Annotated in this window: 19 protein-coding genes; 8 read left to right on the plus strand and 11 right to left on the minus strand. The window is 52.9% G+C overall.

From position 1 onward, the window contains the following. Positions 1–74: 74 nt before the first annotated feature. Positions 75–575: a hypothetical protein gene (locus tag ACI48K_RS01000; protein WP_475025691.1), complete on the minus strand. Its 501-nt coding sequence runs from the start codon at positions 573–575 to the stop codon at positions 75–77. Positions 576–822: 247 nt separating this feature from the next. Here ACI48K_RS01000 and cysK point away from each other — a divergent pair, with 247 nt between their 5' ends. Beyond that, positions 823–1,746: a cysteine synthase A gene (gene cysK / locus ACI48K_RS01005; protein ID WP_475025692.1), complete on the plus strand. Its 924-nt coding sequence runs from the start codon at positions 823–825 to the stop codon at positions 1,744–1,746. Between the two features lie 280 nt (positions 1,747–2,026). Beyond that, positions 2,027–2,371 carry a rhodanese-like domain-containing protein gene (locus tag ACI48K_RS01010; protein WP_475025693.1) on the plus strand — a complete coding sequence of 115 codons (345 nt, stop codon included), beginning with the start codon at positions 2,027–2,029 and terminating at the stop codon, positions 2,369–2,371. Between the two features lie 18 nt (positions 2,372–2,389). On the opposite strand, the gene ACI48K_RS01015 is transcribed toward ACI48K_RS01010, so the two are convergent. Both ACI48K_RS01015 and ACI48K_RS01020 read right to left on the minus strand, forming a co-directional pair. Further along, a complete protein-coding gene (locus tag ACI48K_RS01015) occupies positions 2,390–3,193 on the minus strand; it encodes an AAC(3) family N-acetyltransferase (RefSeq protein ID WP_475025694.1) in 804 nt (267 codons plus the stop codon). Between the two features lie 79 nt (positions 3,194–3,272). After that, the gene (locus tag ACI48K_RS01020) at positions 3,273–4,373 is read right to left on the minus strand and encodes a ParM/StbA family protein (RefSeq protein ID WP_475025696.1); all 1,101 of its coding nucleotides are present in this window, start codon (positions 4,371–4,373) and stop codon (positions 3,273–3,275) included. Positions 4,374–4,588: 215 nt separating this feature from the next. On the opposite strand from ACI48K_RS01020, the gene ACI48K_RS01025 reads away from it, so the two are divergent. Next, positions 4,589–5,587, plus strand: a complete 999-nt coding sequence (locus tag ACI48K_RS01025) for a peptidoglycan DD-metalloendopeptidase family protein (protein ID WP_475025697.1) — start codon at positions 4,589–4,591, stop codon at positions 5,585–5,587. Further along, entirely contained in the window at positions 5,584–6,054 is a 471-nt protein-coding gene (locus ACI48K_RS01030) for a bactofilin family protein (protein ID WP_475025698.1), read from the plus strand. The genes ACI48K_RS01025 and ACI48K_RS01030 overlap by 4 nt, the downstream gene beginning before the upstream one ends. Positions 6,055–6,769: 715 nt before the next feature. Here ACI48K_RS01030 and tsaD read toward each other — a convergent pair. Genes tsaD through tsaE form a run of 4 tightly spaced genes read right to left on the minus strand, consistent with a single transcriptional unit; the run spans position 6,770 to position 9,669 of the window. Then, positions 6,770–7,810: a tRNA (adenosine(37)-N6)-threonylcarbamoyltransferase complex transferase subunit TsaD gene (gene tsaD / locus ACI48K_RS01035; RefSeq protein ID WP_475026033.1), complete on the minus strand. Its 1,041-nt coding sequence runs from the start codon at positions 7,808–7,810 to the stop codon at positions 6,770–6,772. After that, positions 7,807–8,328, minus strand: coding sequence for a ribosomal protein S18-alanine N-acetyltransferase (rimI, locus tag ACI48K_RS01040; protein WP_475025699.1), 522 nt, complete (start codon positions 8,326–8,328; stop codon positions 7,807–7,809). Before rimI ends, tsaD begins: the two co-directional genes overlap by 4 nt. Positions 8,329–8,345: 17 nt before the next feature. Further along, entirely contained in the window at positions 8,346–9,179 is an 834-nt protein-coding gene (tsaB, locus tag ACI48K_RS01045) for a tRNA (adenosine(37)-N6)-threonylcarbamoyltransferase complex dimerization subunit type 1 TsaB (RefSeq protein WP_475025700.1), read from the minus strand. A gap of 1 nt (position 9,180) precedes the next feature. Further along, positions 9,181–9,669, minus strand: coding sequence for a tRNA (adenosine(37)-N6)-threonylcarbamoyltransferase complex ATPase subunit type 1 TsaE (gene tsaE, locus ACI48K_RS01050; protein ID WP_475025701.1), 489 nt, complete (start codon positions 9,667–9,669; stop codon positions 9,181–9,183). 204 nt (positions 9,670–9,873) lie between these two features. Here tsaE and ku point away from each other — a divergent pair, with 204 nt between their 5' ends. Further along, a complete protein-coding gene (gene ku / locus ACI48K_RS01055; RefSeq protein WP_475025703.1) occupies positions 9,874–10,803 on the plus strand; it encodes a non-homologous end joining protein Ku in 930 nt (309 codons plus the stop codon). A 27-nt stretch (positions 10,804–10,830) separates the two neighbouring features. Here the strand turns inward: ku and ACI48K_RS01060 are convergent, their stop codons facing one another. Beyond that, entirely contained in the window at positions 10,831–11,778 is a 948-nt protein-coding gene (locus tag ACI48K_RS01060) for an ATP-dependent DNA ligase (RefSeq protein ID WP_475025704.1), read from the minus strand. Between the two features lie 158 nt (positions 11,779–11,936). On the opposite strand from ACI48K_RS01060, the gene ligD reads away from it, so the two are divergent. Continuing rightward, entirely contained in the window at positions 11,937–12,836 is a 900-nt protein-coding gene (gene ligD, locus ACI48K_RS01065; RefSeq protein ID WP_475025706.1) for a non-homologous end-joining DNA ligase, read from the plus strand. Between the two features lie 44 nt (positions 12,837–12,880). On the opposite strand, the gene cls is transcribed toward ligD, so the two are convergent. Then, complete coding sequence (gene cls / locus ACI48K_RS01070) at positions 12,881–14,311, minus strand: cardiolipin synthase (RefSeq protein ID WP_475025707.1); 1,431 nt, start codon at positions 14,309–14,311, stop codon at positions 12,881–12,883. A gap of 161 nt (positions 14,312–14,472) precedes the next feature. Between cls and ACI48K_RS01075 the strand changes: the two genes are divergently transcribed. Next, complete coding sequence (locus ACI48K_RS01075; protein WP_475025708.1) at positions 14,473–15,456, plus strand: peptidoglycan DD-metalloendopeptidase family protein; 984 nt, start codon at positions 14,473–14,475, stop codon at positions 15,454–15,456. 38 nt (positions 15,457–15,494) lie between these two features. Continuing rightward, positions 15,495–15,902 (plus strand): bactofilin family protein, encoded by a 408-nt coding sequence (locus ACI48K_RS01080; protein ID WP_475025709.1) that lies wholly within the window; start codon positions 15,495–15,497, stop codon positions 15,900–15,902. A gap of 110 nt (positions 15,903–16,012) precedes the next feature. Here ACI48K_RS01080 and ACI48K_RS01085 read toward each other — a convergent pair whose 3' ends face one another. Further along, a complete protein-coding gene (locus ACI48K_RS01085) occupies positions 16,013–16,789 on the minus strand; it encodes an ABC transporter permease (protein WP_475025710.1) in 777 nt (258 codons plus the stop codon). After that, entirely contained in the window at positions 16,782–17,693 is a 912-nt protein-coding gene (locus tag ACI48K_RS01090; protein ID WP_475026035.1) for an ABC transporter ATP-binding protein, read from the minus strand. The genes ACI48K_RS01085 and ACI48K_RS01090 overlap by 8 nt, the downstream gene beginning before the upstream one ends. Positions 17,694–17,774 lie beyond the last annotated feature (81 nt).

A 17,774-nucleotide genomic window follows, 5' to 3' on the forward strand; every position in this document is an offset into this window, starting at 1 on the left:
CAAGCTTTCATTCGTTTTTCATAAAGTTAGCCAACAAGTTGTGGATAACCTTGTCCACATCTTGACAAATCCTATTACGCCGCGTTACTTCCATTGCCCCCCGCTCCCGAGTCAGCCTTCTCGTAATATTTGTTGACGGAAGGGAGCAGCGAAACCACCTGAATGGCCAAGCCAAGCGCAATATAAACGACGTGAACGATCGCCGCCGAGTTTAGGATATACATCTCGATCGTGATCCAGATGATAAGCGCAAATGCAATATACAAAGAAAAAGCCCATGACCAATGAATTTGCTTGAATACATTGAGCTTTTCCGCAAGAGGCCAATCCCATTTCCGGATCAGCGCCGAGACGACGATCAGCGGAAAGACCCCCAATACCAATAAAAGAATCAATCCCGGAATCAAAAAATCGGAAAACCACGGCAGCTTCATCATATCCAAAGGCATCCCTATCATATCGCCGGTTGGATCAATCACCAGCGCCCCGCCGCCGAAGACGGCCCCCACTCCGAGCAGCAGTTGAAGCACGATCAGCAGTGTAACGCCGAACGGCCTCTTTTTGGATATTTGCATACAAGTCATCCCTTCTCATTTTAATTAATGTGACTTTTTTCACTATGATGATTGGCTTGATGTATCGCCTCAAGTTGACTGCGCCTAGTTGCTCAGCACTACTTTAACATAGAACAAGTTGCTTGGAAAACAGAATCCTTCCGGCTTGAAAGAACCTTTAATGACTTATAAAATGGATAGAAAAAGAGGGGACTTTGCGCGGGCTGCGCGCAGAGCCGTTTCACTCTACGAAGGCAGGTGTAAGCTTATGTCGCGTAAAGTTGTAAATAGCGTTACCGAACTGATCGTCGATACGCCAGTCGTTAGATTGAACCGCCTCGCCTTGGAGAGCGATGCCGAAGTATACGTAAAACTCGAATACTTCAATCCGAGCGGCAGCGTCAAAGACCGGGCGGCGGCTCATATGATCCGCGAAGCGGAACAGGCGGGATTAATTCGGCCCGGCGCCACGATTATTGAGCCGACAAGCGGAAATACCGGCATCGGCCTGGCGATGAATGCGGCCGCCAAAGGTTATAAAGCCATTTTGGTCATGCCCGACAATATGACGAAGGAACGGATCAATATCCTAAAGGCCTACGGAGCCGAGGTCGTTCTGACGCCGGCTGCCGAACGGATGCCGGGCTCCATTGAGAAGGCGCGGGAGCTGCTCGCCGAAATTCCGGGCAGCTATATGCCGCAGCAATTCCAAAACGGGGCCAACCCGGAAATTCACCGGCTCACGACGGGTCCGGAAATTGCCCGTCAATTGGACGGCCGGCTGGATATGTTCATCGCTACCTCAGGAACCGGCGGCACCATCACCGGGACGGGAGAGTACCTTCGGGCTCACCTTCCCGGCATACGGATTGCCGTCGTGGAGCCGAAGGGCTCACCCGTCCTGTCCGGAGGCGAACCGGGACCCCATAAGCTGGTCGGTACAAGCCCCGGCTTTATTCCCCCGATTCTCAATACGGACGTGTACGACGAAATCGTTCAGGTCGAAGACGATGACGCCCTGGAAACCACGCGCCGGTTGGCCGCGCAGGAAGGCATTCTCGTCGGCCCGTCGGCAGGAGCGGCGGTCTGGACGGCCCTAAGATTCGCCAGGAAGCTCGGCGCGGGCAAGCGCGTATTGTGCATTGCTCCCGATACCGGGGAAAGATACCTCAGTATGGACGTTTTTGCCTGAACCATTTTTTAATGATTCATATCTTACTATATAAGTTGAACCAATGAAAAAGTAACTTGGCATGAGGGTGAAATGTTCTGGCAGAAGCTAAAAGCTTTCTGAAAGAAAGCTGCACCTTAAGCATAGGCTTCGTTCGCCTTTGTGACCGGATTTCTACTCCATTTGAATGTAATCAATCCAAGAAATCCGGGAACAACAGCGATCGAAAGAATATTTCACACGGCTGCCGTTATACGTATTCAATCTTTGGTTCAATTTATATAGAAAAAGAGGTGCACCTATGAGCCAAATGATTCACGGCATCCCTCATCTGGATACCGATGAGCTGGATGCTCTGCTCAACAATCCCGATCATACCGAAGTGGTCGTTGACGTTCGGGAGCTTCACGAATATATGCAGTTCCACATCCCTGGCATTCCGCTGATTCCGATGGGAGAAATTCCGGATCGGATCGAGGAATTCGACAAGGACAAAGAGTATGTATTCATCTGCCGCAGCGGCCGCCGGAGCTTGGAGGTTGCCCTGTATCTCAAAAGTCTCGGCTTTGAGAAGGTGCGCAACTATCTGGGCGGCATGCTGGAATGGGACCGGGAAATTGCCACCGGTTTGCCTCATGAAGAATAGGACGGGCTGCGTTTTATCCTATTTGCGATGCCGCCCGATCCAGTGCACCGCATAATCGATCAAATCCCGCTGCGGGATAAGCATGGCTTCGGCCCCGGCGATTTTCCCCCGGCTCACAAGCCCGGTCTCCCGGCCGAAGTCGTCGCCAATGTCTTCAAAATCGGAGGAATCGTATACGATGTCGCGGAAATCAACCCAGCGTTTGACCCCGTCCACCAGAAGGGGTGCCTTGTTCAGGATCTTCCGTTTCCCCGGGTAGTCGGCCCGGTACTCCGCCAAATGGAGCGAGGTATTGTTGCAATGCCCAACGCCCAGCAGCAGGACAAAGCCCTGCAAATCATAAATACGGGCCAGCGGAGAGTGCTCCCCAAGCGCATCGTTCAGTTCGTGGCCGGAGGTAACCATAACGGCTTCCTTGCCCCGGGCCACGAAGGATAGCTGCGGATGAGCGCTCCGGACCGCTCCCTCTTGCTTGCGGAACGTATCCGGGATGATCCCCATTTTTCGCAGCGTCGTCAGATTGGGATCATACGCCGGCATCTGCTCCCGGATCGTCTCCCACCAGGAAGCCGGAACCGGAGGATTCTCCCACCCCCTTGGATCGCTTAAGTCCCCCGAATGAGAAGGCATGACAAGGGTTCCTTCAGGTCCGAGGGATGCCTCCAGCGCCAAGATCACCGCGGCCGGGCCGCCGCATACCCATTCGCCAAGCGACTTGAAGGAAGAGTGTACGATCAGCGTCGTCCCTTTCTTCACGCCCAGCGCTTCAAGATCGGCCAACATCGTTTCTACTGTAATTAATTCGCCTTCGATTTGATCCATTTTCTGCCCTCTCCGATTAATCGTTATATCCGCATATTAACGAAAAACCCGACGGCGCCGTCCGTCGGGTTTCCTGCGATTATGCCGGGTTTTGGTTTTGTCCCGCCTTGTTTTTAGCCAATTTCAAATATCCCTGTACGTTCAAAAGTTCGCTGTTCTCTTCGAATCTTAAACGCATCGAGCCCGCCGCTTCTACCATGTACGTCCGGAGCGCAGCAGCGCCCCCGCCGAGCACGTAGAAGGCCTCGATATCAGGATACTTTTTCCAGCGCTTGCGGATCAGGTCAACCAGCTTCTGTGCGGCCCGTCCAAAATAAGTGTCTACGATCGGACGGATATCCGCCTGGCCTTCGCCGACGCGTTGAATCACAAACTCTCGGTTACGGATGCGACCAATCAGCTTCGTCCGGCTTGGGAAGCGGTAGCCAAACTGATCCTCCACATCGCGAATAATCGAATCCAGATATGTAGCAAGACCAAATTGTTCGCCGGTGCTGAACTGGTTATCGATGTTCATTCGTTTGACCACCGGAAAGTCGGTCGTCAGCGCGCCAATTTCGCAAATCCCGATGCAGCCGTTATGCAGCTCTTCATTTTTGACCTGGAGCGAATCGCTGGTCGCCAAATGAAACAATGCCGCCGCCCCTTCAACGGATACGACCGTCCGCCGGATAATGACTCGAACCGTACGGCCGCGTAATTCCGGTGTGGACAGGAACGTCACTTCGTGCTCGCCGGTAAGCCGTTCTTCAAACTGCTGGTGGAATCCTACATACGTGCGCACCGGTAAACCGGTTCCGATGATGTACTCCACTTCTTCGATGCCGTTGCCAGTGCCTGCCGTTGGGTAGGCCTGACCGGTCAGAGCCGCGTAGGCAAGCGCTGTCAATGCTACGACGAGCGATTGGTCGCTGATTGCCTTATTATCCGTCTCCTCCAGCTCCGAGTTGTCTTGATCTTCCATAGCGAGCAAGCCCACGAAATAACGTTGGTTATTTCTTTTAAGTTTAGGACTATAAACCCGTACATCCAGTGCTTTTAGCGGAGAGTCCTCCTCTTGAAGCACATGTCTGTCATATCCGGGAGAGACGATACTCGGAATAATGATCGGTCTTTGTGAACCGTCGACTACAACTTTAACGCTGTCATTACCAACGTCGATTCCGGCAATTCTGATCATAATAACCTCCTAACATATGAAAGAACTTTCACTTTCAATATTGTCTCATTTCGCTTCACTTCGACAAATTCCTGCTTTTGTAATGAAATATTGGATAATTTTTTTAAAAAAAGAAAGGGATTTGGAACAATTTGCCGAAATAATTGTATTGGCTAATTACATCGAGACCTATGTCCCATATGCGGGACCATCATCTTAAGAAGCAGGAGGAAGTCATGCGGTTAAGATTCAAACCCAAAAATAAGCGTTATACCCTACTCATCGTGCCGGACGGCACGAATCCGGTATTCCGCTTTAAATTCCGTTCATTTCATCTTATTGCCATTTTGACCACGGCCGTCATTTTAATCAGCACCGTCCTTGTGCTCGCAGCCGTAAACCGCACTCATACCGATCGGATCGGCACCCTGGAAGCCGAACTTTCCGATTCCTCGGATCAGCTCAAAAGCACCGTCGTCGACAAGGAACAAGCCATTGACAAGCTGCTTACGGAACTCGTTGATTTATCCGAAAAATCCAAAACGATCGAAGCCAAAATGACCGAGCTCGAAAAGCTGGAGGCCGAACTGAAGTCCATCACGGGAAACGAAGGAAAGTCCTTCGGAAACGGCACTTCGAAAGACATCGTCGAACCCGGAGGCGTCGGCGGCGAATCCATTCCGCTATCCGATGAAGATGTCACCGCTTTGGTCAAGGAAACGAAGCAAAGTATTGCCGCTTCCCTGAACGAAATGCCAGGACTGCAAAAAAGGCTGGAGCAAACCAAGAAATCGATCCAGGAATATAAAAAGCTGATGCGAATTATCCCTACATATTGGCCCACCGTTTCCACGCGGATCACTTCCGAGTTTGGGAACCGGGAGGACCCTTTTAACGGAACGCTGACCTTTCACAGTGGGCTTGATATCGGAGGACATATCGGAGATCCCGTATTTGCGGCGGCAGACGGCAAAGTAACCGAAACGGGACACAATAACGCCCGCGGCAATTATATAACGATCACCCACCCTTCCGGCTTAAAAACGAATTACTTGCATCTAAGCAAAATAATGACGAAGACGGGGGCCTCGGTGAAGCAGGGAGATCAAATCGCCGAGCTGGGTTCCACCGGCAGAAGCACCGGCCCGCATTTGCATATTGAGGTCGTAAAGAACGGCAACACCGTAGATCCTAGACTTTACTTAAGAAAGCCTGGAGAGGAAGAAGGACAATGAAGTTTAAAAACACGAGAAACATCAAGCTGGATCCGAACACCACCGACACTCTGATTGGCGAAGGAAGCGTTTTTGAAGGTAAAATCAAATCGGATGCCGGCATCCGGATCGAAGGAAAAATTACCGGAGATATCGAGTGCGAAGGCGACGTGACGGTGGGTGAAAAGGGCGTTGTCGAATCGAACATTCAAGCAAGGAACATCATCATCGCCGGCGTCGTCAACGGAAATGTGCATGCCAGAAACAAACTGTCGATCACGTCGAAAGGAAAGCTATACGGAAATATGGTGGCGACTTCCCTTTCCATCGAAGAAGGCAGTGTCTTCGAGGGAACAAGCAAAATGGGGAACGCATCCGACCACGATGCCGTGACTGTCCTGAAAGAAACCGCTGCCGCTTCGGAGGCTCCCGCCTCTCCGCCAAACAAAAAGGCGCAAGAAGCCGAGCCTGCTTATAAAACCTGGTAAGTAAGCTAGAAAAAAAGCCTCCGGCAACCCATCTTAAGCGGATGGATTGCCGGAGGCTTTTGCGTTGCTCTTTAAGATCCCCCAGTTCGACTGGGGGTTCAGGAAAGCTTATTGTTATGAGTAGAAATCCCTTGACCTATATTGCTGTCGCTGCGCGGAGGCGGCGCTGAACGGGGCTGGTCATGCCTGATCCGGGAGCAACCCTGAACGGCAAACGGCGATTTCTTGAATAGCGACACTGAATAACGATACAAAATGGCCTTATTCCAGTCGGAAATCACATTTTCCTGACAATAGCGGTCCAAAAGGGTCCTATTTTCGGCAAAGCGTCCAAAACCGAGGAGAAAAGGTACTCTTCCGAAGAAATAAGGTCATAAAACGGCGCTATTCCTTCAGAATGAGACATCCCCGTAGAAATAAGGTTATTAATGACCGCTATTTAAGTGTCGAGAGGGAAGCGGTGTTCTAGGGGTGCTGTTGGCCAGAGATAGAGATGTTGCCCGGAGCAGACCCTTTGTTCTGACTTGTTTCAACGTAAAACCTCGAAGTTAATCCGCTGCCTGATAACGGCGATCTGACAGGAGGAACCGCCGTTACAATCCGGAGACCGCTCGCGGTTGGCAAACTTTCAATGCGCCTTTCTAGGCGCTTGCTGATATCACGCCCTTATAGGGGGGTAGGGGATGATGGAAGCCACCGGCTAAACCGGCGGTGGTTACGACTTTTGCCCCGGCGCCCAGGCTTCCAGGGACAGCGAAGGCTCCGCCTTCAGTTCAAGGCTGGAATATTCGCCGCTTTTCCACTTAACGTAAGCGGCTGCGCCAATCATGGCCGCGTTGTCCGTGCAGTAAGTTAACGGCGGTATGCTAAGCCGGATTTTTTCCCGTTCGCAGCGCTCCGTCAAAGCCGCGCGAAGCCCCCGATTCGCGGCTACCCCGCCGCAAAGCAGCAGCTGCCGCGCGCCGGTCTCACGGACGGCCCGAATGGCTTTTTCCACCACGACATCGATGACGGATTCCTGAAAACCGCGGGCAATCGCGGGCTGATACCCGTCTTCCCCGCGCATTTTGTGCTGGTTCACAGCGTTCAGCACAGCGGACTTGAGCCCGCTGAAGCTGAAATCGTAAGAGTCCGGTTCCAGCCAGGCGCGCGGAAGTTCCTCCGCTTTCGGCGATTCACCCGCCAGCTTGTCCACGTACGGCCCGCCCGGATATGGAAAACCAAGCGCCCGGGCCACTTTGTCGTACGCCTCGCCTACGGCATCGTCACGCGTCTGCCCGATTCTCTTGAAGCTGCCTTCGCGTTCCATCAGCACAAGCTCGGTGTGCCCGCCGGAGACGACCAGCGCCATCGCCGGGTACTCGATGTCCTGTACAAGCTGGTTAGCGTAAATATGACCGGCGATGTGATGGGTTCCGATCAGCGGCTTGTCCAAGGCAAAAGCAAGGCTTTTCGCGGCCATGATGCCAACGAGCAGCGCTCCGACCAAACCGGGGCCTTCGGTGACGGCAATCGCCGAAAGCCGCTCCGGAGCTACGCCCGACTGCTGCACCGCTTCCTCCAGCATAAGCGTGATACTCTCAACATGCTTGCGGGAAGCGACCTCGGGCACAACGCCGCCGAAAGCCTTATGCGTTTCGATTTGGCTGGCGATCAGATTCGACAGCACTTCCTTCCCGTTCTTGACGACGGCAGCGGACGTCTCGTCGCAGCTCGTCTCCACCGCCAGAATATAACAATCCGTTTCCAGATTCAGCAATACCTTTCGCTTCCTTCCTGTTCCCCGAGTCCCGTGTTGCCCTCCGGCAATTCGCACCACATAATCAGCGCGTCTTCATGATTATCGGAATAATAGCCTTTGCGTGTGCCCACTCCGTGAAATCCCATCTTGCGGTACAGCGACTGCGCGACCAGATTGGATACCCGGACCTCCAGAGTCATTCGCATCATTTCCAGCTCCTCCGCCCATTTCATTAAATGGGTCAGAAGACGTTCACCCAAATATAATCCGCGGTAAGCGGTTCGAACCGCTATATTGGTAACATGCGCCTCGTCGACAATCGTCCACATACCGGCATAGCCGATCGGCTTATTCTGATACTCCATCACCAGGTAGCGGGCAAAATGATTATGCGTCAATTCATTACGGAAAGCTTCCTCGCTCCAGGGCAATGTGAATGCCTCATGCTCAATGATCATAATCTCCGGGATATCATCTAACGTCATCGTCCGAAAAATCAGATTTCCGGGCTCTAACCTTTTTATCGTATCCATACGCGCCGCTCTCCTCTCTAAGCTTTGCCTAGCCGTTTGGCTTCCGCTTCGGCCAATTGAGTGTAATTCGGCTCCAGGGCATGCACTTCATCGGCATCTCCCTGCCGCAGCCGCTCCACTCCGGCAATCCCAATATCGCTGCCTTCCAGCTCGTACGGGGCGGCATGGACTTCCGGCGAGATTCTGGGCCGCAGGAATTCGATGACCTCCATATGCTGGGCCGGCTCTCCGACAAACCAGACGTCGGATGGACGATCCTCAGGCTCAAGCGAATTTAAGCGGATGGCAAGCTCCTCCGTCCAATCCGCCATCAGCCGGATACCATCCCGCTCTATGCGCTGCGGTAAAAAGCCGTCTTTGACGGCAAACAACGCAGTATAAGCTTGCCCACGGCGCGCATCCACCAGCGGGACGATCCATTGCTCTCCCCCGCCTGCAACAAAGCCGAAAGACGCCTCACGGTTCGCTGCCGCCCGGGCCAGCTTCGCCCGATCCTGAGCGGTACCGGCGGCCCATCCGCCAAGCGCGATCGCGGCCAGGCTCGAAACCCCGAATACCGGCAGGCTGAGCGCCCAGGCAAGCGTCTTGGCCGTCGTAACCGCAATGCGGATTCCGGTGTAAGAGCCGGGACCAATGCCGACGGCGATGCCGTCCAGATTCTTTTTCGAGATGCCCGCGGCGCTTAAACATTCTTCAATCGCAGTGACCAAATAAGCCGAGTGATTGCGCTCGGCATGGATATTCCGCTCCGCCAGCAGCGCTCCGTTCTCCATGACGGCAACCGCCAATGAAGATGTTGACGTATCAAACGCCAATAACCGCTGCAGCGGCTGTTGTTCGTTCATATTCATATCAAGAAACCCCATTCTCACGCATGGCGTTAACCCAGGATTCATAGGGTTCGCCATAACTTTTGATGTACATGTTCCGCCCCGTCTCTGTCACATTTTCCACATAAATATGCAGCAAATCGCGGGGAAGTATCTCGGAGATCAGGCTGGCCCATTCAATGAGCGTAACGCCGGATCCGTAAAAATATTCATCGAGGCCAAGCTCCTCCGCCTCTTCCAGGGATAACCGGTACACGTCCATATGATAAAAAGGCAATCTGCCCTCATATTCCTTGATCAAAGTGAAGGTGGGGCTGTTTACCGTACCCTGAACGTCCAGATGTTTGGCGAACAGCTTGGAAAACGCCGTTTTCCCCGCACCCAGATCCCCGTCCAGCGCGATAACCGTCCCCGGCCGGGCCTGTTTCGCAAAAAACGCGGCCAGCTTTTCCGTTCCACTCAAGTCCTTGACCCCAACTACGTACTCCGCGGAGGTTTTGTCGAATCCCACTTGCTCTAACCCCCTTTTTGCCTTCCAGAAATAACTTCCGTCCTTACGGAAATGTATGTCCCCATTATATCGGTCTGCGTCGGTACCCGCAACCGCATGCGGAAACGCGGGATTTCATAGAAACCTTTTTTCGAACCATACTATAAGCAAAAAGAAGTAAAAAGAAATACCGGCAACAAGAATAATTCAAGAAAGGGGATAGTCATGCATACTGTCTGGAAAGGCGCCATCAGCTTCGGTCTCGTCCACGTACCGGTCAAAATGTTCTCCGCGACGGAAGACAAAGATATTTCCATGAAGTACATTCATAAAGTTTGCGGAAGCCCGATTTCTTACGTTCGGCGCTGTCCGAGCTGCGATATCGACGTAAATTGGGAGGAAATATCCCGGGGATACGAATACGAAAAAGGCAAATACGTCCTGTTCGAAAAAGAAGAGCTGGAACAGCTGTCCGCAAACGCCGAGAAAACGATCACCATACTCGACTTCGTCGATTTGGAGGAAATCGACCCGATCTATTTTCAGAAGACCTATTATTTGTCGCCCGATCAGGCAGGCTCCAATGCTTACAATTTGCTGCTGGAGGCGATGCGCCAGTCCGGGAAAATCGGCGTAGCCAAGATCGCGATCCGTTCCAAAAGCAGCCTCGCCGCAATCCGGGTCATGGACGAATGCCTGGCGGTCGAGACGATATATTATCCCGATGAAATTCGTCCGATTTCCCAAGTGCCCAATCTGCCCGAGGCCGTCAACGTCAACGATAAGGAGCTGACCATGGCCAAACTGCTCATCGAGCAGTTATCCACTCCCTTCGACCCGGGAAAATACACCGACGATTACCGGGAATCCCTGCTGCATCTGATCGAGCAAAAGGTGGCCGGCGAAGAAATCAGCCTCGCTCCGGCCAAGCCGGAAGCGAGCGTGATCGATCTGATGGCCGCGCTGCAGGCCAGCATCGAAGCGGTCAAACCGATTGCGACCGATCCAGGGCCCGCCGCCGGAAAGCGAACCCGAAAACCCGCGGCCAAGAAAACGCAGGAAACCGCCGAACCGGGTACGGCCGCGGCAGCTGCCGCGCCAAAACCGAAAAGAAAAACGCCCGGACCGAAATCAGCCAAAAAAACAATCTCCTAACATTTGCGGATAACCGGCATTTGGGGATCATGTGCTCTGCGAAATGAGGCAAGCTTCGGGCGGGAGATCCGCCCATCCCTCAATCGTCGGATGCCGCATCGTTCCGCCGGGAGTCCATTCCATAAATCGCACTTTCACGGTCAGGGCCGGCTGAATCCAGACGGTTCCTTTGACGCGCTCCGGTTCATTGTAAAAAGGCCGCTTCGTTTGCGTCAGCGGACGGACCGTCTCCGTAATGAGGCGCCACTCTCCGACCTTCCATTTTGCGGTGCCTGCATGCCCGATGTATATGAACCTTCCCTCCAAGTCGTAAAGCCCCAGCAAAACGGCATTCACGATCCCTTCCCGAAACGTGACCCCTCCAATGACGGCATTAATGTCGCTGGCAAGCTTGAGCTTCCGCCACCTGGCGTCTTTGCCGCCCGTCTGGTAGGCGCTGTCGATGTTTTTGCACACGATGCCTTCCCAGCCCCGCTCCTTCATCACCTTAAACAACTTCCCGCCGTCTTGGAAATTCGGCACCAGCTGCACCCGCTCCGAAACGATGACCCGCTCCCCGAGCAGCCGCTGGCGTTCCGTTAACGGCAGTTCCGTCACCCATTTCCCATCGCAATACAAAATATCGAAAACCATATAGATCGCGTGAAGTCTTCCCGAGGCAAAGCGGATCTCCCGTTCCCGCCGCAAGCTGTCGCGCCTCATGATCTCGTGAAAGGAAGGCTTCCCGCCCGCAAGCGCGATCATCTCCCCGTCCAAAATCACGGATTTCGCCCGGCAGAAGCCGGGAGCATGCGCGAATTCCGGATATTGTTCCGTCCGTGAATTTCCTTTGCGGTTAATCAAGGCTGTCTCGCTTCCGTCAAAATAGGTCAACATGCGCACGCCGTCCCATTTGACCTGAGCGACCCATTCCGGCCCTTCCGGGATCTTATCGGTACGGATCGGCTCAAAAGGGACCACAGGTTGCAAGTTCATATCTTTCCTCCTGGTGGGTATTCGCGAAATTCGGACTTTCGCTTTCGTTCCTCATACTTTCCCCTAATTGGGTAAGCCTAAACCTTAGTTTAAAGGAAAACAACAAGCTGCGAAGAGGTCCATTACTTAAGCCGGAACGCAAAAAGGAGCCTGATCATATGCCCAAAACGGTAAAAGGCACCATTTCCGTCGAAGGAAAAGAGGTGCCCGTTTCCAACCCCGATAAGCCGCTGTGGTCGGAAATGGGAATTACCAAACGTATCTATCTCGAGAAGCTTATTGAAATTTCCCCCTACCTGCTCCGTTATTGCCGAAATCGGCTGCTCACAACGATCCGGTATCCCGGCGGAGTGCAAGGTAAATTTTTCTATCAAAAAAACGCTCCCGAACCGACTCCCGAATTCGTCAGAACCACGCTCCATGAAGACATACGCTATGTTGTGCTGGACAAACTGCCCGCTCTGCTGTGGCTCGGTAATTTAGCCTGCATCGAGTTTCACCCGTCGCTGCACTACGTCGGCGAAACGCTGCCTTGCGAGTGGATGATCGACTTGGATCCTTCCCGGGAGGAAGAACCGCGGATCATGGAGGCAGCGGCTTATGTCGGCGAAATCCTGTCTTCGCTGGGGCTCGTTTCCGTGCCGAAAACCTCCGGAGCCACCGGCGTTCAAATCATTGTTCCCATCGAATACGGCGTCACTTTCGACGAACTCCGCTCGATCGGCCATTTTGTCGCCCGTTATGTAACCGAAAAATACCCCGGCCTGTTCACCATCGAACGATTGAAAAAAGACCGGGGCGATAAGATTTATTTCGATTATTTGCAGCATTACGGCGGCAAGACCCTGGCGGCCCCTTATACACCGCGCGCCCGCGTCTCCGCCAGCGTCTCCACTCCGCTAACTTGGGAGGAAGTGAAGCGAAATCCCAAACCCGCAGACTTTAACCTGCTAAACATCGGGGACCGGCTTAAAAAGCGCGGCGATTTGCTGCAAAACGTTTCTCCCCAGTCCGTTAAACTGATTTTGCAGCATTTGCGCGTTCCTGCCAGAGTATAATGCTTGGACTGAAGCATTCCCTTTGAGGTTTGATCCAGGCTTGCCTATAATAATGGCGACACCAAACGTGCCAGCAGTTCTTTCCCTTTCTGGGCTCGGGACCGATGCGCGAATTCTTCCGGATCGACCGGGATGCAGTCCCGCAAATCACGTTCGAAATCCTGCCGAAGCTTGCGGATGGGAGCCTCGTCAAACAGCAGCGCAGTTATTTCGAAATTGTAGAAAAAGCTGCGCATGTCCAGGTTGGCCGTCCCCACCGTCGCCAGCATGTCATCGACGAGAATCACCTTGGCGTGGACGAAACCTTTGGCATATTGATAAAATTTCACGCCCGATTTCATCAAATCCGCCGCGTAAGACAGCGAAGCAAGCTTGACCAGCCGGCTGTCGGATTCATACGGCATGATCACCTTAACCTCAACGCCGCTGAGCGCCGCCGACTTTAACGCGGCATGGATAGCCGGGTCCGGAATAAAGTAGGGAGAAGCGATCGAAATGCTCTTCTGGGCCAAGTTAATGGCGCCGAAGAACATCTCCCTTATGGCGTCAAAATGGCGGTGAGGCCCGCTGGTCACGATTTGCACCTGTTCAGTTCCCGTTTCTTCACATTCCGGAAATAACTCGGCACTCAGAATCCGTTCGCCCGAAGCCATCTCCCAGTCATTCAAAAACGTCGTCTGCAAAAAATACACGGCATCCCCGTTCACCTGCAGATGCGTATCCCGCCAAAAACCCGTTTTTTTATATTGCCCCAAATAGTCGTCGCCGACATTCAGCCCGCCGAGAAACCCGATCCGCCCGTCGACAACCAAAATTTTGCGATGGTTGCGGTAATTTACACGGCGTTTCAGGAATGCGATCCAAGGCGGGGAAAAGAAATAAAACTCCACTCCCTCTTCCCGGAGTTTCCGGATAAACGATTTATTCAGCTTGTGGCTGCCCAGCCCGTCACAAATCATCCGCACCTTGACGCCTTCTTTCACCTTGCGGATCATGACCTCCTGAAATCTTGTTCCGATACGATCTGCCCGAAAAATATAGAACTCGATATGTATGTGGTCTTTGGCTCTTTCCATCTCGGACAGCATCGCGTCAAAAGCCTCATTCGTCGCACTAAGCACCTTGGTCCGGTTGCCGTCCGTTACAGGGCTTTCCGACAGTCTTTCAAGCAGCGCAAAAAAACGCCCCTGCGTCTTGAAGCCGGGATGATGCATTGCTTCGGCTGTTTTTACAAGGCTGGACTGTTGCCGCAGCTTGGGCCAAATTTCCTGAAACACTCGGGCTTCCGCATGGCGGGGATGTCCCTTTTTGCTGTAATCCCGAGCCAGAAAAAAATAGAGGATGATCCCTACGACAGGCAGCAGCAATAGGAGGAACACCCAGGCGATTGCCATACTCGGATGACGAAACTCCAAGACCACAATTGAAGTGATTTGACAAATCATCAGCAGCAAAATAAGGATAATCCATATCAAAAAGTACCAGCCTCCTCTGAACATCATCATTTACCAGAACCGCCCCGTTTTATTCATTTCCGGCTTTCGCCTATATCAGACAGGACCAGTTTTTTGACATGATTTAAGAGTCATAGGAATAGATAAATTATAGAAGTCATGAGAGTAGGAAAGGAGATGCCATGAGGAGTGTAAGCCTGCCTAACCCGAATCGGATGACTTTGCTCGTCCTTCGGGACGCGAGCCGGCCTGTAAAGCAGGTTCAGGTGTCCAAGCCGCTCGTTATCGCCGTCCCGCTGCTCGCCTTGCTGTCCATATCCGGGCTGATTGTCAGTCTGCAAATGCAGTCCGACCAATCCGTTTCCCGGCTCGAGGATCAGCTCAGGCAGCAAAACCTGAAGTTCGAAGCTGTCGTGACCGATAAGAATGAAGCGATTCAGCGCCTGCAAAACGAAGTCGTTACCTTGTCCGGCCAATCCCAAGATATGATGAACCGGATGGAACGCGTTGCCGAGCTGGAAAACGAATTGCAAAAATTTATCGAGAAATACGGGGACAAGTCGGGGGAACTCGGTAAATTGTCCTCCTTAACTTGGGAGGAAGAACAAAGCGGCGGCGTTGGCGGCGAATTTATTGCTGTCCATGACAATGAGATCGAAGCGCTGGCTCAGGAGACGAGAAACGATTTCGAACAAATGAGCGCCATGCTGGATGAAATGGAGAAAAACGTTCCCGTTACCCTGAAAAAAGCGCAGGAAACGCAGTATTCTCTCTCGGGAACACCCACGGAATGGCCGACCTTGTCCACAAGGCTGACCTCGAACTTCGGCTACCGGACGGATCCCTTCACGGGAAAAGCCGCATTTCACGCCGGTATCGACATTGCCGGAAAAATCGGCGATCCCGTATTTGCCGCCGGTGCTGGTACGGTCGTCACCATCGATAAGGACAGCTCTCACGGCAGATATATCGTGGTTGAACATCCGGGCGGCCTGCAGAGCTGGTATTTGCATCTAAACACGATCGGCGTGTCCAAAGGAGACACCGTTCGTAAGGGAGAAAAAATCGGCAGTCTGGGCAACTCGGGAAGAAGCACGGGACCGCATCTGCATTTTGAAATCGTGAAGGGAGGCAACCCGGTAAACCCTCTTCCCTACTTGAAATAATCAGAATTTAGAAGAAGAAATGGAGGCTTGAGGAATTGATGCTGAAAAACAACAAAAAGACCGCCGGTCTGACCGATACCCTGATTGGACAGGGCAGCGTTTTTGACGGGAAACTGGAATGCAAAGCCAACCTGCGCATCGAAGGAAAAATTCATGGAGAAATCGATTGTTTGGGGCAAGTCATCATCGGAGAAACCGGGGAAGCCAAATCCAACATCATAGGAGCCGAAGTCATCGTGGCCGGCAAGGTCATCGGCGACATTACGACTCAAGGCCGGCTGACGATTACGAGCAGCGGTCAGGTAAACGGCAACGTCCATGTCGCGAAACTGATCATCGTCGAAGGCGGCCTGCTTAACGGCGCCAGCAAAATGGAGAAAACGGCAAGCGCACCCGCCCCCACCCCAGAGAAGCTCAAAAAAGCGCCGCAGCCTGAAGCGGGGTAAAACGGCGTGAGATACCCCAAATAAAAGTTCCCGCCTGCTTTTGAGCAAACGGGAACTTTTTGTTTTGCGCCGCCGATACAATCATCGTAAGTTAAAGTCGGTTGATGGCCTTAAGCGGCCACATCCCTCTTTTTGAACACGATCCAGGCAATAAACAGGAACAGCAGCATATAAACGGCCAGCACCACCGAGGAAAACCCAAGCGTCATCCCCGCAGGACCAACCTGTCCACCGCGATATTGGCTCAGATCCATATTCGTGAACAGCACGTATTTCGCCCAAGGAAAACGAACCGGGTTAAACAGCGCCGTAAAAATATTGCCGGCAAACAGGATAAAGATCGACAAACCGATAGCAATCCCGCTGGAGCGGAATACGGTTGAAAGCATAAACGAAAACAGCGTAATGACAAGAAGATCAATGTAATTGTACAACAGTGATTCCATGATGAGTCCAAACGGACTTTTTCCCGGCGGAAACACGGCGGATGGCGTGTTCGGATACATCAGGAAAGATACGGCAAACGTCGCAATCAAAAACACCGCCGTCATAGCGAGCGTAAACAGGAAAACGGAGAGCAGCTTGGAACCAAGCACCTTCGTCCGCGTCCACGGCCGGATCAAGAGCAGTTTGATCGTCCCCCATGTGAACTCGCCGGCCACGATATCCGCAGCTATGATCGAAGCGAAAATCGTCACGAGGTAATACAGGAAAAACAGCTGATCCACCGCATCCCACGCTCCAAGCGGCGAAGCTCCCCCGCCCATGGTGAATAATACGGCGAACAAAATCACAAGCAGTACAAGCAGCCCGAACATGATCCAGGTCCGGAGACGGCGGTATATTTTCATGTTCTCGTTTTGTACGAGCGCGAAAAAACTATTCAATTTCTCCACCCCCGGTCATTTCCAAAAATTGATCTTCGAGCGAACGCGTCACCGCGCGGATGCCATAAACGGCAATTCCGGCGCTAACCAGCTTGGCGTTGATGGCCGCGGCCGAATCCCGGTCCGCCGAAACAATGACGACCCCGCCGTTTTCGACGCGGCCCGATCCGATCAGCCGGACAGCCTCAGTCGGATCGCTCACCTCAAAAGCCGTCTCGCGGGAGGCTTCTTTCGTCTCTTCCGCATGCAGCGCTTTGACGTCCACCAGCCGCCCTTGCTGGATGACAGCGACCGTATCGCACATCAACTCCATCTCCGACAGCAGATGGCTGGAGACGAACACGGTCGTTCCTTCTTCTCTCGCCAACTCCCGCAAATAATCGCGCAGTTCGCGAATACCCTGCGGGTCAAGACCGTTGGTAGGCTCGTCCAGCACCAACAACTTCGGCCGGTGCAAAATGGCCTGCGCTACCCCCAAACGCTGGCGCATCCCCAGCGAATAGGTCTTGACTTTATCGTGGATCCGGTTTTGCATGCCTACGCGCTCCACGGCTTCCCATATTCTCTCTTTCGTGACCCCCGGAGACATTCTGGCATAATGCAGCAGGTTTTGATACCCGGTCAGGAATTTGTACATCTCCGGATTCTCGACGATCGCGCCGACATGCGTAATTGCCTGTTCAAAATCTTGTTTGATACTGGAACCCTGAATCAAAATATCACCGCTTGAGATGGACATCAATCCGACCATCATGCGGATGGTTGTTGTTTTCCCGGCTCCGTTGGGCCCGAGAAAACCGTAGACCTGCCCTGCCGGAATATCCAGCGTCAGCCGGTCGATCAGCGTCTTTGAGCCAATCTTTTTGCTGACGTCCTGAATCCGGACAACAGGCTCCTGTGACATCTCCATCGTGATCCCCCAATCTTTCGAGTTCATTTCTCCTAATTCTACCATAATTCCCGTTTCGTTGCCGAGAAGCAGGGA

The organism is Paenibacillus terrisolis, assembly GCF_056171975.1.